The sequence below is a fragment of the Hydrocarboniclastica marina genome, assembly GCF_004851605.1.
Lineage (GTDB): Bacteria > Pseudomonadota > Gammaproteobacteria > Pseudomonadales > Oleiphilaceae > Hydrocarboniclastica > Hydrocarboniclastica marina.
Map to the genome: position 1 here is coordinate 2616068 of NZ_CP031093.1, position 25977 is coordinate 2642044.

Below are 25977 nucleotides of genomic sequence, written 5' to 3' on the forward strand. Positions count from 1 at the left end.
CGGAGAAGCCGTTCTGATGTTGTCCAACCTCGCCCCCTCGCTTAAGGGGGTCCTGGCACTCTTGCTGGTCATTGTCAGCACGCTGTTCTGGTTTCCCGTCCTTCTGGTCGTCGCCATCTTCAAGCTGGCAGTCCCCCTGACCGGCAGCCGTCGCATCTGCACCATTATTCTCATGAAAATCGCAGAGATCTGGATCGGTATCAACAACGGGATTCTGCGCAATTTACTCTCGATCAAGTGGGATATCCGCGGTCTCGAAGGTTTGCGAAAAGACGAGTGGTATCTCGTCGGCTGCAATCACCAGTCCTGGTCAGATATTCCTGTCACTCAGTTTGCCTTGAACGGGCGCATTCCCTTGCTCAAGTTTTTTCTGAAACGTGAGCTTATCTGGGTGCCTTTCCTGGGGATCGCATGGTGGGCCCTGGACTTCCCTTTCATGAAGCGTCACTCCCAGGCGAAGATCGCCCGCAACCCCGCACTTAGAGGCAAGGATCTCGAAACGACCCGGCGGGCATGCGAAAAGTTTCGGTATACCCCGGTATCAGTCTTCAATTTCCTCGAAGGGACCCGTTTTACCCGGGCAAAACAACAGGCCCAGAACTCGCCCTACCGCCACCTGCTGAGACCTAAGGCAGGCGGCACCGCATTCGTGCTTGGGACTATGGGCGAACAGCTCAAGACGATGCTCGACATTACCCTCGTCTACCCCGACGGGCGCGATGGCCTCTGGGATCTGCTCTGCGGCAGGATCCCGCGCATCATAGTCGATATCAGGCCCCTCCCTATTCCGGCAGCGTTCAGAAACAGGGATTACCAGGCTGACCCCGAGTTTCGGGCGTTCTACCAGCAGTGGGTCGTTGATCTTTGGACGGCAAAGGATCAGCTTATCGAATCGATCTTGAGCGGCCAGCCGCAGCCCAGCGCAATCGCGCCTCCAGCGCCCTCCGAGCCGCTACAGGTAACCGAGCGCGCGGGCGCGGACAATAGCCTGAGTGCGAGAACGGACGCCTAGCTTGACGTTGATTTTACGGGCATGGGTTTTTACCGTATGCAGAGAGATATGCAGGCGGTCGCCAATCTGCTGATTGGACAGCCCTTGGGCAATCAGTTCAAGCACCGCCAGTTCCCGTTCGCTGATGGCTTCGCCCGGCGGCGTGCTGGCGACAGCAGGGGGTGACAGGTCTATTCTGAGCCTCTGCCTGAGCAACTGCAGAAAGCCCGTTTCCGTCGAGTGGTCTTCTGTGCCCAGTATGCGCCGTAGCAGGGGTGCCAGCTCTTGCTGAAGCTCAATGAAAGGCCCAATGTAATACTCTTCAGCAGCAAGTTCGAGCGCCTCTTTCAGCAGCCTTAGCGCTTTGTCTTCCGCGCCTTTGCTAGCTGTACCGTATGCCTCAAGCAGCATGGCATAGAGTTTTTTCCCCGCCAGTGGCGGCAGATGCTTTTGGCTGCGCTGCAGATTTGCCAGCTCATGCAGAGCGCCATCCGTATCCCCTGCTTTTAGCCTCGCCCGAATGCAGAGCACCTGCTGCAGGTCAGGCAGCATGGGGAACAACTCGGGGGTTCTTTCATTTCTGGATGTCTCGAGCAGGACCAGCAGCGAGCGCGCCCTCGCACTATCCGCATCTTCAAGCCAGAGCACAATTTTTAGCAGATCCAGCACCGGCCTGTAATTTGCCGTGTCTATGCGCCAGTGCTGCATCTGCCTCTCGGCCTGACCCACGGCAACAAACGCATCATGCGTACGGCCATATGCCTGATGCAGCATCGCTCGCACACAGAAGCCCAGCAGCGCCGCAGGATCCCGCACGCGCTCCGCTTCCGGCAGTCCTTGCGCCAACAGGCGATCTGCCAGGTCCCAGTCACCTCTGAACCATGCAATCAGTGCCTGGGTCAGGAACAGCCGACTGCGAGAGGCAGTTGCAGAGCCGCCTGCCTGCAACTGGAACTGTTCCAGCGCTGACTGCAAGAGCTGCATAGCCCGCGTGAGGTTGCCCTTGCTCAATTCGATACGGGAGTGGTCGTAGGCCGAGAGCGACTCACAGGCGAAGTCGGCGGCATACCGGGCGGTGCTGGCAGCCTGCCGGTTCCAGTCGCGGGCTTCTGCGAACTGTTTTCGGGCCCGCGCAACAGATGACAGAACCAGCATTACCATCACCCGGGCCTGAGGCGACAGCAACTCCTGGTGAGTCAGTGCTTCGCGCGCCGCCGCTTCCGAGCGAGTCGTGTCGCCCTCGCCACAGGCTATGAACGCCTCAAGCGCTGTGTGGCGAGCCGATGACGCCGCGTCTAGCCCGGTCATGTTGTCGATCAGTGCGCGCGCCAACGTAAACTGGCCACCAACGGCATGCACCCAGGCGTAAACCAGGCGCAGGCGTGGGCTCGCAGCTATGGTTTCATCGGTAAGTGTCGGCCTGAGCTTGGCCAGGGCGTCGACATTGTGACTTAACAGCAAAGACTCCGAACAAGCGCTGGCAATCTCCACCGCCTGCTCACGGTCCCCGGCACCCGCAGCATAATGTACCGCTGATATTCGGTCGCCCCGGTCAGCAAACCATTGGCTCAGAAAAAGCCGGCGTTCGTTGACCCCTTCCCGAGGCTGTCGAAGCAACCAGCTGCGCAGCAGGCCGTTAAGACGGAACCAGGCCCCCTGCCCGGTTGAGAACTCGACAGGCACGCTCAGCTCAACCAGACTCTCCCGGTTGAGCCTGACCGCGGACGGCTGTCTATCTGTTCTTTCGGTGCGGGCCGCTGCAGATTCACTGTCTAAGCTGCCGGCTGAGGGCTTTCTATCTGGCGTGACCGCCACCGGCTCCCGACTGAGTATCGCGCCTATGACGTCATCGGACAGTACCTCTGCATCGGCGAGGCAGGACAACGCGCGCTGCTCCGCCGGTTGAAGACGGTCAAACACGCCTTCCCGGATGAAACGCCCAATCGCCGGCACATCGGCCAGAGACGAAACCAGCGAACCATAACGGCGTGCGTGGAGAGCGAACAGCCGCACTGGCTGAACCCAGCCGTCGCACTCCCGTCTTATCTCTTCCAGCATGGGTTCTGAGGTGATACTGGCCGCACTCTTAGCCAACATCTGGCGAGCTTCATCCAGCGTCAGTGCAAGGTCCTGGGAATCGAGAAACGCCAGCTGACCCGTTGCCTCCAGTGATGCGGTAGGCGGACGCCGACTGATAAGTACAAGATCGAGGGTACCCGGCGCCGTAACGAGCAACTGGAGAAAAAGGGAAGCAAGCGATGGTACGAGCATTCGCTCCATATGGTCGAGCACCAGAATCTGTCTCTTGTCCTGCTGCTCAAGCGCCTGGGAAAGCGCCCAGATACGGTCGGTCGCGCTCAACTGGGGCTCCGCCGCCAGCCTATGACGCAGCGCCAGAAACGCATCCCGCTCCAGAAGAGCCGCTTCGAGTAACGCCAGCACCCGGCTCGGGTCCGCCGCGTCTTCGTCCCTGAAACTCAACCATCGGCACTTCTGCAGAGCGTCACAGTGCTCAATCCAGGTCAGCGCGAGCGTGCTCTTGCCCGTACCGGCAGGGCCCCAAATGTACCAGGCACGGGCTGAATCCGTGCTCCGGCCCGTGCCCGAATGCTCACCCAGAGGATGAGCCATGCCTTCTTCAAGCATTCGAAACAGGCGCTGTCGGGGTATTACACCAGCAGCAGAAGGTGCCGGATCGCTACGGCCACGCAAGAGTGCCCACTGCATGGGCGCCGGCGATGCCGTCAGATCCCCACCTAACGGATCATTGGCCGCGTCTGTGTTCAGATGTCGCTTCAACGAGGACTCCCTTTGTGTCGGGAATAGATGAGTGCGCCGCGTCCGGGCGCAATACGTGCGGGTAAACAAAAGAGTTGCCCGGGGTTCCGGCCGACGGCTTTGATTCAGCCCGGCTCACCGCGCGGGGATCTGCTTGAGACCGAGATTAGTACAAATGGTTTACCAGCGCAAAATAGCCGGCTGAAACCCCAACGGGAAAATGTGCCGTGCTAAAAAGAAAAAACCGGGCACCCGTTAGGGCACCCGGTTCTCAAGAGGGCTAAGACCAGCGGCTTTGCCGCGTCAAAACAACATCAGCGGCCCTGGCGACGTAGCGCTGCAGGCGTGAAGTCGTTGGACGAGCGGCGAATATCGTACTGGTAGGGGTCATCGACATCTATAGTCAGACCCAGGGCCAGATAGCGTCCCGAAAGCAGGTCGTACAGGGCCTCCACCGCGCTGAACGGAACTTTGTTCTCGTAGCCATACACGTTATGGGACTCGGCCACACGCCAGAGTTCGCCCCGACCATCGTAGTGGTCAATAACAGACGCATTCCAGGTGTCTTCGTCAAAGTACATAACGCGCTTACCGTAGACATGCCGCGCATCGTCTTTCAATGTAGCTTCCACGTGCCACACGCGGTGCAGCTCGTAACGAGCCAGATCCTGGTTCAGATGCCCGGGCTTGACCACGTCGTCGTAGGTCAGTTCGCTGTTCAGTAACTCGTACGAGTTGTATGGAATGTACATCTCTTTCTTGCCGATCAGTTTCCAGTTGTAACGATCGGGAGCGCCACTGAACATGTCGAAGTTATCTGTGGTCCGCAGGCCGTCAGCCGCTGTTCCTGGCCCGTCATAGGCGACCTGGGGTGCACGACGCACACGGCGCTGGCCAGAGTTGTACATCCAGGCCCGCCGCCCTTCCTTGACCTGGTTGATGGTCTCGTGCACAAGCAGCACGTTACCGGCCAGACGCGAAGGTGATTCGATGCTCTGTTTGAAGTACAGGAGGATATTGTCCTGCTCCTTCGGATCGTAGTCGGTCAGCTCAGTCGGAGACACCATCGCCTCTTCGAAGATAACCGGGGTAAAAGAGCCGTTCTGGAGTGGCGTCACCTGGGCCATACGACGGGTCATGGAGCCGCCGCGCCACCGTGTGATGTGGTTCCAGACCACTTCCAGGCCGGAGCCCGGGATCGGAAAAGCGAAAGCTTTTTCGAAATCTTCCAGCCCGTTGCCCCCGGGCACCAGCTCGGTGTTCAGGGCGTTTTGCTTGGCGACTTCGTAGATTTCCTCTTCGTACGCGGATGTACGATGCGTTTCGTAGACCGGGATCTTGTACGTATCGTACTTCCGGATCATTGCGACTTGGCCGTCGGAGAGCTTGTCTGCATACTGGTCGACGTTGCTCTGGTCAATCACGAACGTGGGCTGTTCATCCGGGAACGGGCTCACCAGACCATCGCCCGAGGGTACGTCTTTCAGGCCACCATTCCACGCGGGAATCGTGCCTTCCGCGTTACCCGCTTTCTCAGCGCCGATCGGCGTCAGGCTGTCACCCAACTTTGCAGCTACCTCAGGCGGAACTTTAGCCAGGGCAGCGCCTGATACCAATGCGGCCACCATGCCGCTGAGGATTATCTTTCGGGAAAAATTCATTGTTCGGCTACCTCATAAACAGTTTCAAGGCCGACTGATGTGCTAGTCGGCCCGCTTTATCGAGTTGAATCCTTTAGAACGAAACGGACATGCTGGCGCTGACGAAATCCCGATCCGTGAGTTCGTTGTAAGGTTTGCCGCCAAAGAAATTGGTGTATCCAATACCGGCCTGGTACTTGTTCAGGTAAGTCGCGCTAAGTGAGAGCCCAAGCTGTTTACGACCTTCGATGAAGTTCGCGCCTGGCTCAGGCGAATAGCCTTTTACATCGTGAGCAAGATAAAGCCCTGGCGATACGTTTACACCCGAGAACAGGTTAGGATATTCCAGGCTGAAGCGCGCCCGATAGCCCCAGGAGAAGCTGGTGGTGAAACCATCCATGCTGCAGTTTGATGGATTGATGTTCTGAGCTTCACAGCTGGTGGGGTTGCCGGATGAATCCACATAGCCGTCCGCTTCGCTGAAATCGCGAACACCAAACGTACCGGAGCGCCCGTACACGGCCTCACTCTTATCGGGCAGACTGTGGACATAGGTCGCGCCAACTTCCGCAACCATGGCCATACGGCTGGCTCCGAGAATCTGGTCGTAGAACTTGATAATAGTCGCCTGTAGCTGGCTGATATCGTAGCGATCGTAACCATCACTCGGCTGGCCGTAGAGTGAGTTTACATCGCCTCCAGCCTCCGCCACGCGCTTCTGACGCAGCAGGCTGAATTCATCCGCAAGGCCGCCGTGAATCAGCTCAAAGGCGTTCCACTGCAGCGGCACGTCTTCCTTGAAGCTGTATTCAGCACCCAGGGAGTAGCCGCCGGGCACGTTGGTGTTGATACTCACACCATAGAGGTTGATGCCTTCAGGATACTCAATGTAGTACTCCGGGAACCGATCGCCAGTGGCGGGCGCTTCCTTGACCACACCGCTGACGATGGGCAGGCGGTTGTTGTAGCGGATGTAATAGAAGCCAAGCTCAGAATCGTTCAACTGGGGCACATACCAGCGCATGGCGACACCGAACTGGTCCTTCTCATCCGCTTCGCGATCGCCCAGACGCTCGGAAATCAAACCTGCCTGCAGCGCCTGATAGTCAGGCAGCTGGCCACCGAGGAGCACCGGCCCGCAGCCATCAGAAGCGAAGTCATTCGTCGAGAAGAAGGTGCCGCAATCGTCCGGCCGGGTTTTCTGCCAGTCCATCTGAACAAAGCCTTCCAGCGTCACGTTTTCGGTAACGCCGATGGAACTGTAGAACATCTCCACCGGGAGCAGGCCTTCTTTCAGTTCTGCACCAGGGGCACGCAACGCGGGCACGTCCACGGGATTGATAACGTTAATGCCGTTCTGGATGAACGTGCTCTCGCCCCAACTGACGACCTGCTTGCCGTAGCGGAAGGTCACGGGTGTCTGGCCGAAGTTCCAGTCGGTCCAGATGTAGGCGTCGAGCAGTTCGGCGCCGGAGGCGTTGTCATCAACTTCCGAATTGAGCTGGCGGCGCTGGCCTGAAGGATCAACTGCGAGCATCTCGTCCTTCAGTTCGAAGTCGTACCAGTACCGGGCACGCGCGAACCCGCCCACACGGGTCAGATACTCTCCGTAAACCGGCAGGTTCAGATATAGCTCGCTATTGCCTTTAACGATCTTTGAGAAGGTCTCGCCTTTTTCAAAGTTCAGATTGCCATCGTCGTAGTTGTTGGACGATGCGCCAACGTTGGTGTTGCCGTATATGGGCTGGCCATTCTGGTCAACGCCGAGGTTGCCCTGCGAGATCAGCCTGCGATCGGGGTCCTCTGTTCTCCAGCTGGCCCCTGCGGTCAATTGGGTGTCAAAGGCGCCTTCGATATCACCGAGATAAAACTGGAAGGCGGAAGCGGGTGCCGAAATACCTGCGGCAACTGCAGCGGCCAGAGGAAGCCTGAGCCACTTCTGACACCGTTGTGTTCTTCTTATCATTGAACGCACTCCATCTTTTTTATTGGAATCGCAGCTCTTTCAAGCCTTTCAATTATTCGGGCGAGCTGGCACTGACCGCTCGCTACGCCCCACCCGACTTGAAGGCCCTATTCGCCGTTAACATTCTGAAACCTGAAGCGATGACTGAACTATATCCAAGGCCCGAGTCCAGTTTTATCAGTCAAAAGTATGATTTTCCGGTCATCCGCTGGCCCGCACGGGTCGCCCGGCAAGCTCTGCGGCACTGCCGCCTAACCTTGAATTCACTTCACTATAGACGCCAATCTGCCACTCGACCACTTTACCGCCGCGCAAGACAGTCTGAACCTGCTGTAACTTGCGCCCTTTTTTGAGGGTACAATCAACCGTTCAACTGCAGACCTGTACTAGAGGAACAACATGAACACTGATTCGGTCGTAATTGTCAGCGGTAGTCGTACGCCGATGGGCGGATTCCAGGGCAGTCTCGCGGGCCTGACGGCACCGGAACTGGGCGCAGCCAGCATTCGCGAAGCGATTGCCCGGGCCGGGCTCGAGCCAGCGGATATTCAGGAAGTCATTCTGGGTAACGTGCTGCCAGCCGGCCTGAAGCAGGGACCGGCGCGGCAGGCCATGCGCCAGGCAGGCATTCCGGATGGCACCGGCGCTACAACTATTAACAAGCTATGCGGCTCGGGCATGAAAGCAGCCATGCTCGCCCACGACCTTATCAAGGCCGGCACCAACGACATAATGGTCGCCGGTGGTATGGAAAGCATGTCCAACGCGCCCTATCTGCTGCCTACCGCACGCAAGGGCTATCGGATGGGGCCAGGCGACCGCGCGCTGGACCACATGTTTCTCGATGGGCTGGAAGACGCCGAAACAGGCAAGCTCATGGGTGCCTTTGCCCAGGAAGTAGCTGACAGAAAGGGCTACTCCCGCGAAGATATGGACGCTTTTGCGATCCAGTCCCTGCAACGGGCGCAGCACGCGATGAAAGAGGGTTGGCTCAAGGATGAAATCGTGCCAGTCACCGTCCCTGGCCGAAAAGGCGACACGCTGGTCGCGGAAGATGAGCAGCCCCTGACCGCCAACCTGGAAAAGATACCAACGTTGCGTCCCGCATTCAGCAAGGACGGCACAATTACCGCGGCCAATGCATCCTCCATCTCTGACGGCGCGTCCGCACTGGTGCTCATGCGGGAGTCCGAAGCAAACCGTCGCGGCCTCAAACCGCTTGCCCGTATTGTCGGCCATAGCACTCACTCCCAGCACCCGTCTGAGTTTACCTGCGCCCCGGTTGGAGCGATCAAAGCCCTGTTCGAGCGCACGAGCTGGTCCAGCGAACAGGTTGACCTGTTTGAGATCAACGAAGCGTTCGCAATGGTTGCGATGATGCCGATCCGGGAATTGGGTCTGGACCCTGCCAAGGTAAACATTCACGGCGGCGCCTGCGCCCAGGGTCATCCGGTAGGGTCAACCGGCTCTCGCCTGCTGGTGACACTGATGTACGCCCTGAAGCGCGTCGGCAAGAAGCGTGGGGTCGCGGCACTCTGTATCGGCGGGGGCGAAGCAACCGCCATGGCCATAGAGATGCTGTAGGCGGAAACCGCCCCGGTTGCGACATTCAGATCGAAACCGGGGCAATGCGGACCCTTGCAGAAGCTCAGGCCTTGTGGGCCATCTCGAGATACTCATGGGACTGCATCTCAAGCAGGCGGGATTCGGTTCGCTCAAACTCGAAGGACAGTTTTCCGCCTTTATAGAGCTCGGTGATAGGCTCCTCCGCTGAGATAATAACCTTCACGCAGCGATCATAGAACTCATCGATCATGTTGACGAAGCGCCGCGCGACGTCATCGTGAGCGGAGCCCATCGCGGGCACGTCGCTGATGATGATGGCGTGGAATTCCCGCGCGAGCTCAATGTAGTCATTCTGGCTACGCGGGCCGTCACAGAGGTCGCGGAACCGAAACCAGACGACATCCTCCGCATGCTTTACGGCCGGGATCTGGCGTCCGTTAATGTCCAGGCTTGACCCCTGCTGGCCTGCTCCGACGGCCAACCTTTCGTAGCTCTGTTGCAGTGCTTGCTGTGACTGCTCCCCAAGAGGCCAGTGGTAGAGCTCAGCCTGCTCAAGCGAACGGAGCCTGTAATCGACCCCGGCGTCGACGTTGACCACTTCAGTATGTTCCTTGAGGAGCTTGATAGCGGGCACAAAGCGGGCACGCTGGAGGCCGTCCTTGTACAACCCATCAGGAACTATGTTGGACGTACAGACCAACGTAACCCCTCTGCTGAAAAGGCCGTCGAGCAGGTTAGCCAGAATCATGGCGTCACCGATGTCGGAGACGAAAAACTCGTCAAAGCAGATGACAATCGCCTCCTCGCTGAACTTTTCCGCAATACTGTCGAGCGGATTTTTGACGTCTGCGAGCCCCTTCAACTCCCGGTGCACACGCTGCATGAAGCGATGAAAATGAACCCTCATCTTGCGCTTGAAAGGCAGCGCCTCATAGAAGGTGTCCATGAGGTAGGTTTTGCCCCGGCCAACACCCCCCCAGAAATACAGCCCCTTGGGCGGCGTCACACGTCCGCCATTGAAGCGTCGCTTGATACGGAAAAGAACACTCTGGTGCCGTTCTTCAACAGTCACCAGTCGCTCATACAGTGCCTGCAGCTTTTTTACTGCATGCTCCTGGGCTTCGTCATGCTGGAAGTCGGGATTTTCCAGGTCCTGCTGGTAGCGCTGCCAGGGAGTCATATACAGCCTCGTGATGCCTCAATGGAGGCGACATTGTCGTTCATTACCCAGCGCTGAAAAAGTCCTATAATTGATGAAGCCAGGCGCGAGCAATCCCGGATGCCTCCTCATAGGAAAAGAAGGTCATGAGGCGTCGAGCCGGTTTGCGACCAATCGCCAATGGCGTAACATGAGCCTGATCACCGGATTGGCGTTATACTGTTGTCCCATCGGGTGAGCTGACCTACAGTCAGTTCCCTCCACCCATGACCATGGCGAGTTTTTGCATGAACGAAGGTTACAGTGACCTGTTGTTAGTCGGCGTTGTCGCTTTGCTGCTGGGCATTGGACTGGGTCTGATTATTAGCCGCGTCTTCAACAAAGGGCCAACGCACAGCCGACGCGTCTCCCAGAAAATGGACGAGCTCCAGAACGAACATACCCGTTATCAGGCTCAGGTGAATGAGCACTTCATGGAGACGGCCCACCGCATGCGCAGGCTTAACGATTCGTACAGGGACATGTACGAGCACCTTGCCCAGGGAGCCGTTCGGCTGAGCAATGATGAAGAACTGAGGGAAATGCTCGACCCTCACGACCTGAAACTGGGCTACAACCGTAGTGCGCCGGAATCCGGTTTTGAGCCACCCCGGGATTATGCCCCGAAATCAGGTCCGCGTGAAAAAGGCACCCTGGCTGAGGACTTTGGTTTCGAACGTGGCCCCAAGCCTGACCAGGACCATAGCCTGGACAGGCCCGTCTGAGCGAGCGCCAGGCACTGATGCTGGAGTGATGGCTTGCCGACTCCAGCGTGTCTGGTGCCCGGTCAAACCGGGTTGGGGATGTCAATGAACTGATGGACAACACCGAACTCTGTCGCAAGCCGCTCGCCCAGGGCCTGGACGCCGTAACGCTCGGTCGCGTGATGACCTGCTGCAAAATAGTGTATGCCCATTTCGCGCGCCAGGTGCACAGTCGGCTCCGAGACCTCCCCGCTGATAAAAGCGTCCAGCCCGGTCGCGGCCGCACGTGCAAGATAGCCTTGGGCAGCGCCGGTGCACCAGCCGATGGTCTGTATTTCGCCGCCGTCAGGCCCCACGTGTAGAGGCTCCCGGCTCAGCCTGGTCGCAATATGAGCAGCAAGGCGCTCCGCACTCATCGGTTCAGGTAGTCGCCCCTGCCACACCAGCTCACGTGGGTCGGTGGACGTTATAGGACGGATCTGTTCCAGCTCAAGTACCCGCGCAAGCTGCCTGTTATTACCGAGTTCAGCATGGGCATCAAGCGGCAGATGATAGGCAACCATACTGAGATCGTTGGCAAGCAGGCTCCGGAGTCGCTTCTTGCGAATGCCGCTGATCCGCTGATCCTCTCCTTTCCAGAAGTAACCGTGGTGCACGAGAATCATATCGGCGCCCGCTTCCAGCGCCGCGTCAATCAACGCCTGGCTGGCCGTTACACCGGTCACGACCTTGGTGACTTCCTCCCGACCTTCCACCTGCAATCCGTTGGGGCAATAGTCAGAGAATCGCTCGGGCTCAAGCCAGTGATTCATCGCATTGACGAGGGTGTCCCGACTTACTGTGGCCATGAAGACTCCTTGAAATGGGTAGCGGGGTCCGCGGTGCCGGTCTAGTCCAGAGCCTCGGCCAGAGCTGTTAACAATGACTCGTGCTGCTCCGGCGTACCGATAGTGATGCGCAGAAACTGGTCGATCCGAGGCCGGTCAAAATGACGCACTACCACCCCGCGCGCCCTTAGCTTGCTGGCGAGTGTCTTACCGTCATAGTGCGGGTGACGGGCAAACAGAAAGTTAGCGGCAGACGGCAGCACTTCAAAGCCAAGCGCCTGCAAGTCGGTCTTCAGCTGTTGGCGCCCATCGATAACGGCATTGCGACTGTGTTCGAACCAGTCCCGGTCCGCGAATGCCGCAGCCGCACCCACGATAGCGAGGCGATCCAGCGGATAGGAGTTAAAACTATCCTTGATCCGCTCGAGCGCCTCTATCAGAGATGGATCACCCATCGCCAACCCAACCCTCAGCCCGGCGAGAGATCTGCCTTTCGAGACGGTCTGGGTTACCAGAAGGTTCGGGTACTTATTTATCAGGCTGACCGCGCTCTCGCCGCCAAAATCGATGTAAGCCTCATCAATTACCACTACTGAGTCCGGACTGATTTTCAGCACCTCCTCAACCGCGGCCAGCGAAAGCAGACAGCCCGTCGGTGCGTTGGGGTTCGGAATGACGATACCCCCGTTTGGCCGCGCATAATCCCGGGGGTTTATCTGAAAGTCACCGTCGAGCGGAACCTCAGTAAAGCTGATTCCGTATAGGCCGGCGTAGACCGGGTAAAAGCTGTAGGTTATATCGGGGAACAGGATGGGCGCATCGTGCTGCAGCAGACCATGGAAAACATGGGCCAGCACCTCATCGGAGCCATTCCCTACAAAAACCTGCCGGGTGTCGACTCCGTAGAAGTCTGCCACCGCTCGCTTCAGCAGGTCGCCGTTAGGATCCGGATAAAGGCGGAGGTTGTCGTTCAGCTCGGCTTTGATCGCCGCCAGCGCAGTCGGGGAAGGCCCGAATGGGTTCTCGTTGGTATTGAGTTTAACCAGATTCGCCAGCTTGGGCTGCTCCCCGGGCACATAGGGGAGCAGATCCTTGACGAACGGGCTCCAGAATCTGCTCATAAAGTGATCCATGAGATTGGAAGAAGACCTGCCGGATCTGGCCAAACTGCAGCGGCGCGCCGCTGGCCGGAGAAGACCCGACAAACTATCACTCGTCGTCGATAATCCGATACTCGGCCGACCGGGCGTGGGCGGTTAGTCCTTCGCCTCGCGCAAGTACTGAGGCAACCTTACCCATCCGACTCGCCCCAACGGAGGTGAACCCGATTAGCGATGAGCGCTTCTGGAAGTCATAAACCCCGAGAGGCGACGAAAAGCGCGCCGTACCAGAGGTCGGCAGAACGTGGTTGGGGCCGGCGCAATAGTCACCCAGAGCCTCGGCGGTGTAGCGCCCGAGGAAAATCGCACCGGCGTGTCTGAGCTTCGGCAATAGCGCCGAAGGGTCATCCACCGACACCTCCAGGTGCTCTGGCGCAATCCGGTTGCTGATACGCGCAGCTTCATCGAGATCAGCGACCTGAATAAGCGCTGCCCGGTCCTGGATCGACTGGCTGGCGATGGCCGAGCGCTCCAGCGTGGGAGTCAGGCGCATCAGGCTCTCTTCTACCGCATCGAGAAAACCGGCACTCGGCGACAGCAGTATGGACTGCGCCTGTTCATCGTGCTCCGCCTGGGACAGCAGGTCCATCGCAATCCAGTCCGGTGGAGTTTCACCGTCGCAGATAACAAGAATCTCGGATGGTCCCGCGACCATGTCAATGCCGACCACGCCGAAGACTTCTTTCTTGGCAGTGGCGACGTAAATGTTACCGGGCCCCACAATCTTGTCGACGGCTGGGATAGTCTCTGTGCCATAGGCCAACGCGGCCACGGCCTGGGCGCCGCCGAGGGTGAAGATACGGTCAACGCCACCGATGGAGGCCGCCGCCAGCACGAGATCGTTCAGCTCGCCCCCGGGGGCCGGCACGACCATGATGACTTCCGGCACCCCGGCAACCTTCGCCGGAATCACATTCATAAGTACAGATGAGGGATACGCGGCCTTGCCGCCGGGTACGTAGATACCTGCCCTGTCCACCGGGCCAACTTGCTGGCCAAGCACAGTGCCGTCCTCATCCTCAAACTGCCAGGAAGCCTGCACCTGCTTGTCGTGGTAAAGCCGAATCCGCTGAGCTGCGCACTCCAGGGCATCACGTTGCGCCGGAGTGATACGCGCAAGTGCTTCGGCCATACGTTGGGCAGACACTTCCAGGTCGTTTACTGACCCTGCCGACAGGTGGTCAAAACGTTCGGTGTACTCCAGTAGCGCCCGATCGCCGCGAACGCGCACATCCGCAAGTATGGCGCGCACGGAATCCGACACCTGTGTGTCGGTCGCTGCATCCCAGGCGAGGAGCTTACCCAGCGCCTCATCAAAGCCCGCGTCTGCCGTGCTCATCCGCCTGATTTTCAATTCACTCATGCTTCGATTCACCTGAAACTCTCTGGAAACCGGTCACCTGCCGCTCACTGTAAACCGGAAAGTCGTGCCCGCGATCGGGGCCTGACGACACTCACGTGGTGCCGCCCGTGACGCTAGTCTGTGTGACGCCGCGCTACCGCCTCAGCCATGGCACCGATAATGGGCTGAATCTGGGCATGCTTCATCTTCATCGATGCCCGGTTGACCACAAGCCGCGAGCTTATCGATGCAATTGTTTCCCTGGGTTCCAGTCCATTGGCGCGAAGGGTGTTACCCGTATCCACGATATCGACTATTTCGTCAGCCAACCCCAGTATCGGGGCCAGTTCCATGGCACCGTAGAGCTTGATGATATCCGCCTGTTTGCCCTGTGCCGAATAATACTGCTTGGCCAGGCTGACAAACTTGGTAGCGACCCGGACCCTGCCGCGCGGCGACTTTTCACCGGCCCGGCCCGCGGTCATCAGGCGGCAACGGGCAATCCTGAGGTCAAGCGGCTCGTAAAGGCCTTCCGCGCCGTGTTCCATCAGCACGTCCTTGCCCGTTACCCCGATATCCGCGCCGCCATACTGCACATACGTAGGCACATCGGTGGCGCGCAGGATAAGGATCCTGACCCTGTCGTCGGTGGTCTCGAAAACGAGCTTGCGCGTGTTTTCCAGATCGTCTGTTATTTCTATCCCGGCTTCCGCCAGTAGCGGCAGTGTTTCTTTGAGAATCCGTCCCTTGGACAACGCGATCGTAATCATCTCATTCATAGCCCGCTATCCCGGTAGCCGTCGGATTGAAGCACCGAGAATCTGAAGCTTCTCTTCAATGCACTCGTAGCCCCGGTCGATGTGATAGATGCGGTCGACTATGGTCTCTCCGCCCGCCACCAGCCCGGCTATGACCAGGCTCGCTGAGGCCCTCAGATCAGTCGCCATGACCGGAGCACCGGTCAAATGATCGACGCCACGGATAATGGCTGTGTTGCCCTCCAGGGTGATATCAGCGCCCAGTCGAATCAGCTCCTGCACGTGCATGAACCGGTTTTCAAACACCGTTTCAATAACCGAGCCGACGCCTTCGGCCACGGTGTTCATGGCGACGAATTGCGCTTGCATATCGGTTGGAAACGCAGGGTACGGTGCGGTTCGCAGATTGATGGCCCGCGGCCGGTTGCCCTTCATATCAAGGTCTATCCAGCCGGGTCCGCAATTAATATGGGCACCAGCTTCTTCAAGCTTCAGCAGCACGGCTTCTAGCAAGTCTTCGCGGGTGTCTTTGAGGCGGACATGCCCACGGGTTGCGGCCGCTGCTACCAAATATGTGCCGGTCTCTACCCGATCCGGCAGCACGTCAAAACGGCAGCCGTGAAGCCGCTCTACTCCGTGAATCTCGATTGTTGAGGTGCCCTGCCCCCGTATGTCCGCGCCCATGGCGATCAGACACTCGGCCAAGTCCACTACCTCGGGCTCGCGGGCCGCATTTTCGAGGACGGTTTTACCCTCGGCGAGGGCCGCGGCCATCATCAGGTTCTCGGTGCCCGTCACCGTCACCATGTCCAGGAAAATGTGAGCACCTTTCAGTCGACCGTTGGTGCGGGCATGAATGAAACCGCCCTCTACCTCGATATCCGCCCCCATTTGCTCCAGCCCCTGAAGGTGAAGATTAACGGGTCGGCTGCCGATGGCACAGCCGCCTGGCAGCGACACGTCGGCGCGGCCAAAGTGGGCCAGCAACGGGCCCAGTACAAGGATTGACGCCCGCATGGTCTTGACCAGCTCGTAAGGGGCGGTGAACTCCTTGATGGTATTTGCGCGTATCTCAACGCTCATTTTCTCGTCGATCATCAGCTCAATGCCCATCCGGCCCAGGAGCTCAATCATCGTGGTGACGTCGTTGAGATGCGGCAAGTTGCCGACTGTAACGGGCTCATCAGCCAGCAGCGTCGCAGCCAGGATCGGGAGCGCAGAATTCTTGGCGCCGGAGATCCTTATCTCGCCTTCGAGCGGTTTGCCGCCTTTTATCAGAAGTTTATCCACATCAATGTTCTCGTATTTGGCGTGTCGTCGGAAAGACGGGCTGATCAGCACAGTCGGGTATGGTTCAAGGCAAGCCAGCAATTCCTGCCGGACAACTTCAGCCCGACAACGCAAGCAGGCGTCATTGCCCCAGGCTTGTATAAAAGGTTGCGCTCGCCAGACGTGGCAGATGTGCCCCGCTAGCGGCTTTTCCACTCATCAGGTGTGAACGCCTTGATCGTCAGCGCGTGGATGCGGCCATCAGCGAGCGGTTCTTTTACTGTGCCGTAAATCAGCTGCTGCTTCTTGACCGCTGACATGCCTGCGAACCGATCCCCGACAGCGACCACAAGATAGTGATTACCATCAGCTTGTACCTGAATTTCGCAGTCCGGCAGACCCGCCTTAACCATCGCTTCGACTTCCTGGGCCTGCATGGCGTTCTCCTCAAATATGGATCAATTACGTGTCATTTATCGCAAAGTACCCGCACACCGGGCTTCACGTTGTTCCTGCAGCACATAAACAGCACTCCAGGCGTCCTACCACCCGATTCCAGACATAACCACTGGCGACGGCAGACTTGGCGGCCCGGCAGTGAAAGCCTGACGCTGCATGTTCTGCGCCGATAGCCTGGAACACCAGGCTGGGTCAGCAGGTCAGCACAACCGGCACCTGGAAAGCCCGGACCCGAAGACGTATCAGAAGGCGGCGCCTGGAAAAGGACCAGGGTGCACTGAAACAGGAGAGGGATTGTACCGAATATTGCTCAATTGCTAAACCGGGCTGCCCTGCGGGGCGGCCAGGTTAAATTGGGAGAGGAGTCTCAGGCCGAGTTTCGTGCGCCAGCTTGTTCAGATGCAACCGGAAGGATGGTTTCAAGTCCACTGACCCGTGCCATAGCGAGCAGTGGCTCAGGAACTGCCACCAGCTCCAGCACGACGCCGCGGCGCTCGCAAAGCCGTATCCAACTCAGCAGCAGGGCCATGAACGCGCTGTCAGCCGATTCGACACCACTAAGATCTATCCTGCAGCGAGAGGCCGCCAGCGCGCGAATCAGCTTTTCTCCCTCCTCACGCGCTGCCACAACGCCCTGATAGTCGAACTGTCCTGAAACGAGCACGGTCTCATCGGCGGCCAGAGTGACCCGCCCGGGTTCGACACCAACTCTTCCCTTCTTATTCGCCGCCATCGGATCCCTGGCCCTGAGCGTCCGCTTTCTCTTCCAGCCCTTCCACTTCGCCCGACCAGTTGGCAATGACAGCCTGTATATCGCCCCGACGTTTTTCCATGTCCTGCTGGAAGCGATCGCGAAAGGCCAACCCGATATTCACGCCCTCAACGACCACATTTTCCATCATCCAACGCCCCTCGCTGTCTTCAAAGAGCGAATAGGTCACTCCGTATTTCTGGCCCGCTTCTGAGGTGATGGTCAGCGCAACTGAGGCACGATCCTTTGCGTCAGAAATAAAGCGGGCGGAATCTACCGAAATGCGAAAATCCTCAGTATTCGAAAGCGCCTTGGAGTATGTCTCGAAAAGGCTACGCTTGAATTTCTCGACAAAAGCGTCCCGCTGCTCCGGCGTCGCCTGCCGGGCGTACCGTGCCATCACGCGTGCCGCAATCCGACGAAAATCAACGAAGTCTGTCAGCTCTTCCTCCATCGTACGGTAGAAATCCTCAGGGTCTTCCTGATAGCTTTTCCGCAGCTCGTCCAGACGACCCACCATCCGGTCTGTATGGAACGCAACATACTCCCGCAGGTCACTTTCAGTTTCGATCTCGTCGCTCGCCGGGGCGGTATTGGCTGTCGCAGCGCTGGCGAAGCCTACAAAAAGAATCGCGACTGCTGCCAGCCAGTTCTGCAGCAACTTCTGATAAGCGCGGGCGGTCATAACATTCTCCTGGAAGCTTGGCTCGCGGGCGGCAGCCACCGCCCGTGGATCAGATCGGGGCGCCTCATCCACCGCCGCCACCTGATGCAAAAGTACTGATCAATTTCTCGATATTTAGCGCCGACTGGGTTCCGTAGAACTGATCACCATCCTGCATGTACTCGGGGTCCCCGCCGACGGAGATGTCGATGTACTGCTCACCCAGCAGCCCGGACGTCCGGATAACCGCGGTGCTGTCGGAACTGATGGTATCAATATCCTTGTAGATCTCCATTTTAACCTCGGCCTGCAAGGTCTCCGGGTCCAGCCGAATACCGCTGATGCGGCCAATAGTCACCCCGGCCAGCGAAACCTGGCCCCGCTCGGACAGGCCGCCCACGTCATTGAAGCGTGCTGATACAGTATAGGTTTCAGACGCTGCTTTGGGTGACAGCCCACTCACCTGGAGAGCCAGGAATACCAGCGCCGCAAAGCCGCCGATCATAAATAGCCCAACCACCAGTTCAAGCATCCGATTGCGCATTAGAAATCTCCGAACATAACCGCGGTCAGGACAAAATCGAGTCCGAGCACTGCGAGAGAAGAAAAAACCACAGTTCGCGTCGTGGCGTTACTGATGCCTTCCGAAGTGGGTACGCTGTCGTAACCCTGGTAAACCGCTATCCACGTACATACGACGCCGAACACAACGCTTTTCACCACCCCGTTAAGGATATCATTCGTAAAGTCTACCGAAGACTGCATGTTGCCCCAGTACGAACCGGCAAACACCCCAAGCCAATCCACGCCGACCAGCATACCCCCCCAGATGCCAACAGTGCTGAAGATCAGCGCCAACAGAGGCATGGCGATAAAGCCCGCCCAGAGCCGTGGCGCCGCTATCCGGCGCAGCGGGTCGACGCCCATCATTTCCATGCTCGTGAGCTGTTCGGTCGCTTTCATCAAGCCTATTTCAGCAGTCAGCGCAGAGCCTGCACGACCGGCGAAGAGCAGCGCCGTAACAACGGGCCCAAGCTCCCTGACCAACGTCAGGGCAACCATTTGCCCAATGGCCTGTTCTGAGCCAAAGTCGCTGAGAATGCTATAGCCCTGAAGCGCCAGCACCATGCCTATAAAAAGGCCAGACACCAGAATGATCGGCAGGGAAAGCACGCCCACTGAGTAGATCTGTTTGATAAGAAGCGGGAACCCTACGCGCGGATGGGGCACACCCACCAGCGCATCGCAGAGAAAAATCCCTGAACGACCGATCGACCGGAAGAACCTGACGCCTTTTTCACCCAGGCGCACCACGGGATCAAGCATTAACCCTTACCCTCCAGCAGATCAGCACGGTAGTCGTCAGCCGAGTAATGGAACGGAACCGGACCATCCGGCAGGCCGTCCAGAAACTGCCGAACCAGAGGCGAATCAAGTTCTCTCAAAGCGTCGGGGGAGCCGGCGCCGATCACCTGCCCATCCGCTATGAGTACCACATGGTCGGCAATACGAAGGCAGTCCGCGACATCATGGGAGACGACGATGCTGGTCAGCCCCAGCGCGTCGTTCAGCAGGCGAATCAGCTGAACGAGGATGCCCATGGCGATGGGATCCTGCCCCGCAAAGGGCTCGTCGTACATAATCAGGTCCGGATCCAGTACGATACTGCGTGCCAAAGCAACCCGACGGGTCATGCCACCCGAGAGTTCTGCCGGCATCAACTTGCGAGCGCCTCGCAGGCCCACCGCCTGGAGCTTCATCAGCACGATGTCACGAATCATGTCTTCTGGCAGGCGCGTGTGGGCACGCAGTGGAAAAGCCACGTTCTCGAATACGCTGAGGTCGGAGAACAGTGCGCCGCTCTGGAACAACATGCCCATACGCCGCCTAAGGCGGTAGAGCTCGGGCCGACTTAGGTCCGCAACCTCCTCCCCGTCGACACGCACCGAGCCCCGGTCGGGCTTCAACTGCCCCCCTATCAACTTCAGGAGAGTTGTTTTGCCAGTTCCGCTCGGCCCCATGATAGCCGTGACTTTTCCCCGCGGGATATCGAGATTAATGCCGTCGAATATACGCCGCTCACCACGGTTAAAGGTCAGCCCGCGGACTTCGACAAAATGTTCCTGCTGAACCATGGGACTGCCTATCCTTTGGCGAACCTGTGGCCAGGCCGCCGATGTGTCGTCGTAAATGCCGAAAGGCGGGTATTCTACGCGCTCAGCCAGGGTTATGTCGCGCCATGGTTCGCGCTTTCATCTTTGCGCTGGCTGAAACACAGGATGCAAACATAATGCAATCGTAGCCCCGGCTCAATCACGCTTCGCCCTGACACCGCCACACCGCCGCCAATTCGCAGTCATAAACACGGTAAGTTGTTATACTCCGCGCTCCTCTTCGCCGTATCTGTTCGAACTGAAAACAGGCCTGACTATGATCAGCAAAGAAACCAACCGGGACAGCAAGTCCAGCCGGAGCAATACGGAAACCGACGGGTTCAGCAATAAGCCCGATGGTTTTATCGCTTCAGCCCGACGCACCATCCAGATCGAGCGCGACGCTGTGGCGGCGCTGGATGATCGAGTCGACGCGAAGTTCGTCAAGGCGTGTCAGCTTCTGATGGCGTGCGCTGGCCGCGTGGTGGTAATCGGCATGGGCAAATCGGGTCACGTGGGCCGAAAGATTGCAGCAACGTTCGCCAGCACCGGCACGCCCGCATTTTTTGTTCACCCCGGCGAGGCGAGCCACGGGGACATGGGCATGATCACGCCCGAGGACGTCGTCCTGGCTATATCGAACTCAGGCAACACCTCTGAAGTGGTTACGCTACTCCCCCTGATAAAGCGCATGGGCGCACCTCTGATCACCATGACGGGCAACCCGGACTCCATCATGGCGCGGCAGGCTGCCGTTAACATCGATATCACGGTGACGCTCGAAGCATGTCCCCTGGGCCTGGCACCAACTTCAAGTACGACAGCAACGTTGGTTATGGGTGACGCCTTAGCCGTCGCGCTACTTGAGGCACGTGGTTTCAGCGCGGAAGACTTTGCGTTCTCACACCCCGGCGGCACGCTGGGGCGGCGCCTGCTACTCAAGGTCGCAGACATCATGCACGCAGGAGAGGCATTGCCGAAGGTGCCGGAGCACGCGGTTTTGAGTGATGCGCTGATGGAAATGTCACGCAAAGGGCTGGGCATGACTGCGGTGGTTGACGAGGATAACCGCCTGCTCGGCGTTTTTACCGATGGCGATCTCCGGCGCACGCTGGACCGCCCCCTCGACATACATTCGACCCGCATCGGATCAGTCATGACCACCCGTTGCAAGACTATTGGACCGGATCATCTCGCGGCCGAAGCGCTGAACATCATGGAGGAGATCAAGATAAACGGCCTGCTGGTCACCGACGATGACCGTCGTCTCGTCGGTGCGCTGAACATGCATGACCTTCTGCGGGCGGGAGTACTTTGATGACCGACACATACGCTCATCCGGACGAACCGAGACAATGGCCGGAAGACATCCTGCAGATTGCTGCGACTGTTGAGTTACTGGTGCTGGATGTGGATGGCGTTATGACGCGCGGCGACGTTGTCTTTACGGCCAGCGGTGACGAAATTAAAGCGTTCAATATCCTCGACGGCCAGGGCATCAAACTGCTCCAGCGGGAAGGTATCCGGGTCGCGATCATCACCGGTCGGGAGTCGCCACTAACCGCAAGGCGCGCACGGGACCTGGGCATTAAGCACCTGCAGCAAAACCGGGAAGACAAGCTGGTTGCCTTACGCGAGCTCTGCAACGAACTGAACCTGCCGCTGGCGAAAGTGGCCTATCTCGGCGACGACCTTCCCGACCTTTCCGCAATACGGGCGGTCGGCCTTGGCATAACGGTGCCCAATGCCTACTGGCTGATACGCAGGCATGCGCGCTGCTGTACCCTGGCTCGCGGCGGTGAGGGCGCCGTCAGGGAAGTGTCTGACCTGCTACTGCAGGCCAGGGGCTCGCTGGACGCGACATTGGAAACGTACCTTTAACCCCGGGATCGAGTAAATGCTGAGTATTCTGCGCCGCCGGCCCGCCCTGACCTACGCACTTATTGGCCTGCTCGGGGCAATTTTTTTACTGATGGTCTGGCAGGATGAAGAATCTTCCGGCGCCGGATCGACCGCTGATCTGCGCGGTCCGCGCGAGCCAGACGGTTTTATCGTCAACGCTGTCTATCGCGCTTATGACCAGACCGGACAACTGTCCAGCAGGATCGAAAGCGCACGGGCGGAGCAGTTTGAAGACGAGCAGTATGCGCTGATGGAAGAGCCCGAGAGTGCAGTTTTTGAAAAAGAAACGCGAATACCCTGGAACATAACCGCCGAAGCTGGCAGGTATGACCTCAACACAGAGTTACTCCTTCTGTCCGGGGATGTCAGGGTAGTCCGTTCCAATCCCGGCATGGCGCCAACGCAACTGCTGAGCGAGCGCCTCACACTGGATAATCTCGACCGCATTGTTCACACTGAGGCGCCCGTAACCCTGCTCGACTACCGCGGCACGACCGATGCCGTCGGCATGCGTGCCTGGATCGACGACCGCATCATCGAATTTCAAAGCGAAGTAGAAGGCGAATATGTTACCGATAACATCAAGAACCGGCGCTGACAGCGCGCGTTCTACGACGCCCTACCCGGGTTCAAGGGTAGCCGCGACGTTGTGGCCTGCAATGGCTCTTCTTGTCGTCGTTCTCTGGAGCAGCGGCCTTTCTGCTTTCGACATGAATTCTGACGCACCGATTTCCGTGAACGCCGACCACGCGCGGCTGGACGACATGGCAGGCCGCGCGACCTATACAGGCAACGTAGTCATCGTGCAGGCCGAGACGTCACTCAGAGCGGACAGGGTGGAACTCTATCGGGATGCAGAAGGACTCAGCCGAATTCTCGCGTTCGGCGACCCGGCGGTTTACGAGCAGGCCGAGACTTCGGAATCACCGGAAACCGATGCGCGCGCCGACGAGATAGAGTTTGATGCCGCCTCGCACCTGCTGACGTTTCGTGAGAATGCGGTGATCCGGCAGGCGGGTGATATTTTCCGGGGCGACCTTGTTCGCTATCAGACCGAGAACCGCGTGGTCACGGCCGAGCGCGGCTCGTCCGACGACAGCGCCCAGGTCGAGATGATCATCCAGCCCCGGCGCCAGCAGAACAGCGGCTCCAACCCGGCAACGGAGGACGGGAATGGCCCTGCTGACCGCAACTAATCTGGCTAAGAGCTACAAAGGGCGGGAAGTCGTCAAAGACGTCTCCCTGGAAATCCGAAGCGAGCAGATAGTGGGACTCCTTGGGCCCAACGGCGCTGGCAAGACGACGTGTTTCTACATGATCGTGGGGCTGGTTGAAGCTGACCATGGACGGGTAAAGATCGATGATCAGGACATTACTCCATTACCCATGCACGGGCGTGCGCGCAAGGGCATTGGCTACCTGCCCCAGGAGGCGTCGGTGTTTCGCAAGCTCAGCGTACATGACAACATCATGGCCATCCTTGAAACCCGCAAGGAGCTCAGCCGCAAGCAGCGCCACGACAAAGCCGAAGCGCTTCTCGAGGAGTTCCATATCACCCACATTCGCGACAGCATGGGCATGAGCCTTTCCGGGGGTGAACGGCGCCGGGTCGAAATCGCACGAGCTTTGGCCATGGAACCGGCGTTTATCCTGCTGGACGAGCCTTTCGCCGGGGTAGACCCGATTTCCGTCAGCGACATCAAACAGATAATCCGACACTTGAGAGGCAAAGGCATAGGCGTGCTGATCACAGACCATAACGTCCGCGAGACACTCGATATCTGCGAGCAGGCCTACATTGTCAGTGAGGGCCACATTATTGCCTCGGGCAGTTCCGAGGACATTCTTGCGAACGAACAGGTTCGGGAAGTTTACCTGGGCCAAGAGTTCCGTCTTTGACGAGCGGCCGTTTTTGGTCGACTCTGTTAGAGGACCGGGAACGCGGCCATAGATGCGCAGGCAGAAACCCTGTCGGGCTTCCCGATACTTTACAGAAGCACCAAAGCCAAGACGAGATTGTCTCGCTGTGCCAAAGCCTAGTAAACTTCGGCAAAGAAATTGCTAGCGCAACAACTTCATCCGGCCCTTCATACGGTTAGACCTTTTTGGAGTATAAAACTCCCGCAGCTCGCCCCGGACAGGCATGCACCCTGACCGGGCTGAACCCTGATGAATCGTTGTCGTGCGCGTCAACGCACACGGAATTTGAACCAGATGGTGATGAAGGCTTCTCTACAACTGAAGATGGGCGCTCAATTAACAATGACGCCCCAGCTCCAGCAGGCTATCAAGCTGCTTCAGCTGTCTACGCTGGACCTCCAGCAGGAGATTCAGCAAGCGCTGGAATCCAATCCCATGCTCGAAGTTGCCGAAGAAGGCGATGTCGACGAGCCTGAGGTTCGTGCCGAGCATGAATCGGCCGAAGGCGAGGAACCTACGCCCCGGGAACAGGAGAAAACACGCGAAGAAGCTGCTCCGGCTGAAGATTACGCCGATGAAGACTCGGACAGCTGGAATAACGAAGAATGGGCCGGTACCAATGACTTACCGGATGACCTTCCCGTCGATACCGCCTGGGATGACGTGTACCAAACCGCTCCCGCGTCTGGCGTCTCGCGGGGGGAAGACGATGATGACAGCGATTTCGAGTCTCGGAACTCACCGGTTGAGACACTGATTGACCACATTCTCTGGCAGCTGAATCTGACGCCGCTCAGCGAACGTGACCGCGTGATTGCCCACGCCCTCGTTGATTCGATCGACAATAACGGCTACCTCACCACCTCGCTGGAGGACGTGCACGGCGGGCTTTACAACCCCGACGACGAGGATCCGGTCGAATTGGACGAAGTGGAAGCCGTTCTGCACCGGCTGCAACACTTTGACCCTCCCGGTATAGGCGCCCGCGATTTGCAGGAATGCCTGCTGATCCAGCTGAATCAGCTTCCAGGGGATACCCCATACCTGCCCCAGGCCCGACTTCTGGTCAGCCACTACCTGAATCTGCTCGGTAGCCGTGATTACGCACAGCTGATGCGTCGCTCGCGACTGTCAGAAGAACAGTTGCGGGAGGTCCTGGCGCTGATTCAGAGCCTCCAGCCGCGCCCGGGAGAGACCGTAAACCGTGTGCCACCGGAATACGTTGTGCCCGACGTTATCGTCACCAAGCATGCTGGCCGGTGGCGAATCGAACTCAACCCGGACATTGCCCCGCGTATACGGGTCAACTCCATGTATGCGTCGTTCATCAAGCGGGCAGATAGCAGCGCCGATAACACCTACATGCGTGATCAGCTACAGGAAGCGAAATGGTTCATCAAAAGTCTGCAAAGTCGTAACGAGACGCTGCTCAAGGTGGCGACGCGTATTGTCGAGCATCAGCAGGGGTTCCTCGAACACGGCGAAGAGGCCATGAAGCCATTGATCCTGTCAGAAATTGCACAGGCCGTGGAGATGCACGAATCAACGATATCCCGTGTCACCACGCAAAAGTACATGCATACGCCACGCGGTATTTTTGAGCTCAAGTACTTTTTCTCCAGCCACGTTAGCACCGACGAAGGCGGAGAGTGTTCCTCGACCGCCATCCGGGCAATGATCCGGAAACTGGTCGCGTCGGAGTCTGCGCGCAAACCGCTGAGTGATAACAAAATGGCCGCACTGCTGGCTGACCAGGGCATTAAAGTTGCCCGGCGGACGGTCGCCAAGTACCGCGAAGCCATGAATATTGCGCCTTCGAACGAGCGCAAAAGACTGGTCTGATAGCGACCTGGCGGTGACCGGTGAATCCGGGCTGGATTCTGCCGGCAGGTTACGTACAGTGGCGGTAGGTGAGCGAGCGTAGCGCCC

24 protein-coding genes are annotated in these 25977 nt (G+C 58.4%); 9 read left to right on the forward strand and 15 right to left on the reverse strand.

Going from position 1 to position 25977, the window contains the following annotated elements; genetic code table 11:
* Positions 1-16: 16 nt before the first annotated feature.
* Positions 17-1012 carry an acyltransferase gene (locus soil367_RS11655; protein WP_136549260.1) on the forward strand — a complete coding sequence of 332 codons (996 nt, stop codon included), beginning with the start codon at positions 17-19 and terminating at the stop codon, positions 1010-1012.
* Here the strand turns inward: soil367_RS11655 and soil367_RS11660 are convergent.
* From soil367_RS11660 to soil367_RS11670, 3 genes are all read right to left on the reverse strand, one after another.
* On the reverse strand, positions 953-3790 hold the full coding sequence (locus soil367_RS11660) for a LuxR C-terminal-related transcriptional regulator (protein WP_136549261.1): 2838 nt from the start codon (positions 3788-3790) through the stop codon (positions 953-955). The two genes, soil367_RS11655 and soil367_RS11660, sit on opposite strands and share 60 nt — an antisense overlap.
* A gap of 293 nt (positions 3791-4083) precedes the next feature.
* A complete protein-coding gene (locus soil367_RS11665; RefSeq protein ID WP_136549262.1) occupies positions 4084-5430 on the reverse strand; it encodes a DUF1329 domain-containing protein in 1347 nt (448 codons plus the stop codon).
* A gap of 73 nt (positions 5431-5503) precedes the next feature.
* On the reverse strand, positions 5504-7375 hold the full coding sequence (locus soil367_RS11670) for a DUF1302 domain-containing protein (protein WP_136549263.1): 1872 nt from the start codon (positions 7373-7375) through the stop codon (positions 5504-5506).
* 399 nt (positions 7376-7774) lie between these two features.
* Between soil367_RS11670 and soil367_RS11675 the strand changes: the two genes are divergently transcribed.
* Positions 7775-8959 (forward strand): thiolase family protein, encoded by a 1185-nt coding sequence (locus soil367_RS11675; RefSeq protein WP_136549264.1) that lies wholly within the window; start codon positions 7775-7777, stop codon positions 8957-8959.
* Positions 8960-9023: 64 nt separating this feature from the next.
* Here soil367_RS11675 and zapE read toward each other — a convergent pair whose 3' ends face one another.
* Positions 9024-10121, reverse strand: a complete 1098-nt coding sequence (gene zapE / locus soil367_RS11680; RefSeq protein WP_136549265.1) for a cell division protein ZapE — start codon at positions 10119-10121, stop codon at positions 9024-9026.
* A 266-nt stretch (positions 10122-10387) separates the two neighbouring features.
* On the opposite strand from zapE, the gene soil367_RS11685 reads away from it, so the two are divergent.
* Entirely contained in the window at positions 10388-10864 is a 477-nt protein-coding gene (locus tag soil367_RS11685; RefSeq protein ID WP_136549266.1) for a Z-ring associated ZapG family protein, read from the forward strand.
* 62 nt (positions 10865-10926) lie between these two features.
* Here the strand turns inward: soil367_RS11685 and soil367_RS11690 are convergent, their stop codons facing one another.
* From soil367_RS11690 to soil367_RS11740, 11 genes are all read right to left on the reverse strand, one after another.
* Positions 10927-11691 carry a Nif3-like dinuclear metal center hexameric protein gene (locus tag soil367_RS11690; protein ID WP_136549267.1) on the reverse strand — a complete coding sequence of 255 codons (765 nt, stop codon included), beginning with the start codon at positions 11689-11691 and terminating at the stop codon, positions 10927-10929.
* A 41-nt stretch (positions 11692-11732) separates the two neighbouring features.
* A complete protein-coding gene (hisC, locus tag soil367_RS11695) occupies positions 11733-12791 on the reverse strand; it encodes a histidinol-phosphate transaminase (protein ID WP_136549268.1) in 1059 nt (352 codons plus the stop codon).
* Positions 12792-12879: 88 nt separating this feature from the next.
* Positions 12880-14193, reverse strand: a complete 1314-nt coding sequence (hisD, locus tag soil367_RS11700; RefSeq protein WP_136549269.1) for a histidinol dehydrogenase — start codon at positions 14191-14193, stop codon at positions 12880-12882.
* Between the two features lie 113 nt (positions 14194-14306).
* Complete coding sequence (gene hisG / locus soil367_RS11705) at positions 14307-14951, reverse strand: ATP phosphoribosyltransferase (RefSeq protein ID WP_136549270.1); 645 nt, start codon at positions 14949-14951, stop codon at positions 14307-14309.
* A gap of 6 nt (positions 14952-14957) precedes the next feature.
* Positions 14958-16220 (reverse strand): UDP-N-acetylglucosamine 1-carboxyvinyltransferase, encoded by a 1263-nt coding sequence (murA, locus tag soil367_RS11710; RefSeq protein ID WP_136550597.1) that lies wholly within the window; start codon positions 16218-16220, stop codon positions 14958-14960.
* 179 nt (positions 16221-16399) lie between these two features.
* Entirely contained in the window at positions 16400-16636 is a 237-nt protein-coding gene (locus soil367_RS11715; protein WP_136549271.1) for a BolA family protein, read from the reverse strand.
* A 389-nt stretch (positions 16637-17025) separates the two neighbouring features.
* Positions 17026-17391, reverse strand: a complete 366-nt coding sequence (locus soil367_RS11720; protein WP_136549272.1) for an STAS domain-containing protein — start codon at positions 17389-17391, stop codon at positions 17026-17028.
* Complete coding sequence (locus tag soil367_RS11725; RefSeq protein ID WP_136549273.1) at positions 17378-18094, reverse strand: MlaC/ttg2D family ABC transporter substrate-binding protein; 717 nt, start codon at positions 18092-18094, stop codon at positions 17378-17380. Before soil367_RS11725 ends, soil367_RS11720 begins: the two co-directional genes overlap by 14 nt.
* Before the next feature lie 64 nt (positions 18095-18158).
* On the reverse strand, positions 18159-18617 hold the full coding sequence (gene mlaD / locus soil367_RS11730; protein WP_136549274.1) for an outer membrane lipid asymmetry maintenance protein MlaD: 459 nt from the start codon (positions 18615-18617) through the stop codon (positions 18159-18161).
* Positions 18617-19399, reverse strand: coding sequence for a lipid asymmetry maintenance ABC transporter permease subunit MlaE (mlaE, locus tag soil367_RS11735; RefSeq protein WP_136549275.1), 783 nt, complete (start codon positions 19397-19399; stop codon positions 18617-18619). Before mlaE ends, mlaD begins: the two co-directional genes overlap by 1 nt.
* Positions 19399-20208 carry an ATP-binding cassette domain-containing protein gene (locus tag soil367_RS11740; protein ID WP_136549276.1) on the reverse strand — a complete coding sequence of 270 codons (810 nt, stop codon included), beginning with the start codon at positions 20206-20208 and terminating at the stop codon, positions 19399-19401. The genes mlaE and soil367_RS11740 overlap by 1 nt, the downstream gene beginning before the upstream one ends.
* 295 nt (positions 20209-20503) lie before the next feature.
* On the opposite strand from soil367_RS11740, the gene soil367_RS11745 reads away from it, so the two are divergent.
* The 6 genes from soil367_RS11745 to soil367_RS11770 all read left to right on the forward strand — a co-directional run bounded on the left by soil367_RS11745 (position 20504) and on the right by soil367_RS11770 (position 25890).
* Complete coding sequence (locus tag soil367_RS11745; RefSeq protein ID WP_136549277.1) at positions 20504-21544, forward strand: KpsF/GutQ family sugar-phosphate isomerase; 1041 nt, start codon at positions 20504-20506, stop codon at positions 21542-21544.
* Positions 21544-22107 (forward strand): KdsC family phosphatase, encoded by a 564-nt coding sequence (locus soil367_RS11750; RefSeq protein ID WP_136549278.1) that lies wholly within the window; start codon positions 21544-21546, stop codon positions 22105-22107. Before soil367_RS11745 ends, soil367_RS11750 begins: the two co-directional genes overlap by 1 nt.
* A gap of 16 nt (positions 22108-22123) precedes the next feature.
* Complete coding sequence (gene lptC, locus soil367_RS11755) at positions 22124-22726, forward strand: LPS export ABC transporter periplasmic protein LptC (RefSeq protein WP_136549279.1); 603 nt, start codon at positions 22124-22126, stop codon at positions 22724-22726.
* Between the two features lie 61 nt (positions 22727-22787).
* The gene (gene lptA, locus soil367_RS11760) at positions 22788-23324 is read left to right on the forward strand and encodes a lipopolysaccharide transport periplasmic protein LptA (RefSeq protein WP_136549280.1); all 537 of its coding nucleotides are present in this window, start codon (positions 22788-22790) and stop codon (positions 23322-23324) included.
* Complete coding sequence (gene lptB / locus soil367_RS11765) at positions 23302-24027, forward strand: LPS export ABC transporter ATP-binding protein (protein WP_136549281.1); 726 nt, start codon at positions 23302-23304, stop codon at positions 24025-24027. The genes lptA and lptB overlap by 23 nt, the downstream gene beginning before the upstream one ends.
* Positions 24028-24348: 321 nt before the next feature.
* Positions 24349-25890, forward strand: a complete 1542-nt coding sequence (locus soil367_RS11770; RefSeq protein ID WP_136550598.1) for an RNA polymerase factor sigma-54 — start codon at positions 24349-24351, stop codon at positions 25888-25890.
* The last annotated feature ends 87 nt before the right edge of the window (positions 25891-25977 follow it).

Coding starts and splice junctions, on each gene's coding strand:
- hisC (WP_136549268.1), bottom strand. CDS start 12,791: ATGAGCAGATTCTGGAGCCCGTTCGTCAAGGATCTGCTCCCCTATGTG.
- soil367_RS11655 (WP_136549260.1), top strand. CDS start 17: ATGTTGTCCAACCTCGCCCCCTCGCTTAAGGGGGTCCTGGCACTCTTG.
- soil367_RS11740 (WP_136549276.1), bottom strand. CDS start 20,208: ATGGTTCAGCAGGAACATTTTGTCGAAGTCCGCGGGCTGACCTTTAAC.
- lptC (WP_136549279.1), top strand. CDS start 22,124: ATGCTGAGTATTCTGCGCCGCCGGCCCGCCCTGACCTACGCACTTATT.
- soil367_RS11670 (WP_136549263.1), bottom strand. CDS start 7,375: ATGATAAGAAGAACACAACGGTGTCAGAAGTGGCTCAGGCTTCCTCTG.
- soil367_RS11720 (WP_136549272.1), bottom strand. CDS start 17,391: ATGGCGGCGAATAAGAAGGGAAGAGTTGGTGTCGAACCCGGGCGGGTC.
- soil367_RS11745 (WP_136549277.1), top strand. CDS start 20,504: ATGATCAGCAAAGAAACCAACCGGGACAGCAAGTCCAGCCGGAGCAAT.
- mlaD (WP_136549274.1), bottom strand. CDS start 18,617: ATGCGCAATCGGATGCTTGAACTGGTGGTTGGGCTATTTATGATCGGC.
- soil367_RS11690 (WP_136549267.1), bottom strand. CDS start 11,691: ATGGCCACAGTAAGTCGGGACACCCTCGTCAATGCGATGAATCACTGG.
- soil367_RS11665 (WP_136549262.1), bottom strand. CDS start 5,430: ATGAATTTTTCCCGAAAGATAATCCTCAGCGGCATGGTGGCCGCATTG.
- soil367_RS11725 (WP_136549273.1), bottom strand. CDS start 18,094: ATGACCGCCCGCGCTTATCAGAAGTTGCTGCAGAACTGGCTGGCAGCA.
- soil367_RS11750 (WP_136549278.1), top strand. CDS start 21,544: ATGACCGACACATACGCTCATCCGGACGAACCGAGACAATGGCCGGAA.
- hisD (WP_136549269.1), bottom strand. CDS start 14,193: ATGAGTGAATTGAAAATCAGGCGGATGAGCACGGCAGACGCGGGCTTT.
- soil367_RS11685 (WP_136549266.1), top strand. CDS start 10,388: ATGAACGAAGGTTACAGTGACCTGTTGTTAGTCGGCGTTGTCGCTTTG.
- lptA (WP_136549280.1), top strand. CDS start 22,788: ATGGCTCTTCTTGTCGTCGTTCTCTGGAGCAGCGGCCTTTCTGCTTTC.
- hisG (WP_136549270.1), bottom strand. CDS start 14,951: ATGAATGAGATGATTACGATCGCGTTGTCCAAGGGACGGATTCTCAAA.
- zapE (WP_136549265.1), bottom strand. CDS start 10,121: ATGACTCCCTGGCAGCGCTACCAGCAGGACCTGGAAAATCCCGACTTC.
- lptB (WP_136549281.1), top strand. CDS start 23,302: ATGGCCCTGCTGACCGCAACTAATCTGGCTAAGAGCTACAAAGGGCGG.
- soil367_RS11770 (WP_136550598.1), top strand. CDS start 24,349: ATGAAGGCTTCTCTACAACTGAAGATGGGCGCTCAATTAACAATGACG.
- soil367_RS11675 (WP_136549264.1), top strand. CDS start 7,775: ATGAACACTGATTCGGTCGTAATTGTCAGCGGTAGTCGTACGCCGATG.
- soil367_RS11715 (WP_136549271.1), bottom strand. CDS start 16,636: ATGCAGGCCCAGGAAGTCGAAGCGATGGTTAAGGCGGGTCTGCCGGAC.
- mlaE (WP_136549275.1), bottom strand. CDS start 19,399: ATGCTTGATCCCGTGGTGCGCCTGGGTGAAAAAGGCGTCAGGTTCTTC.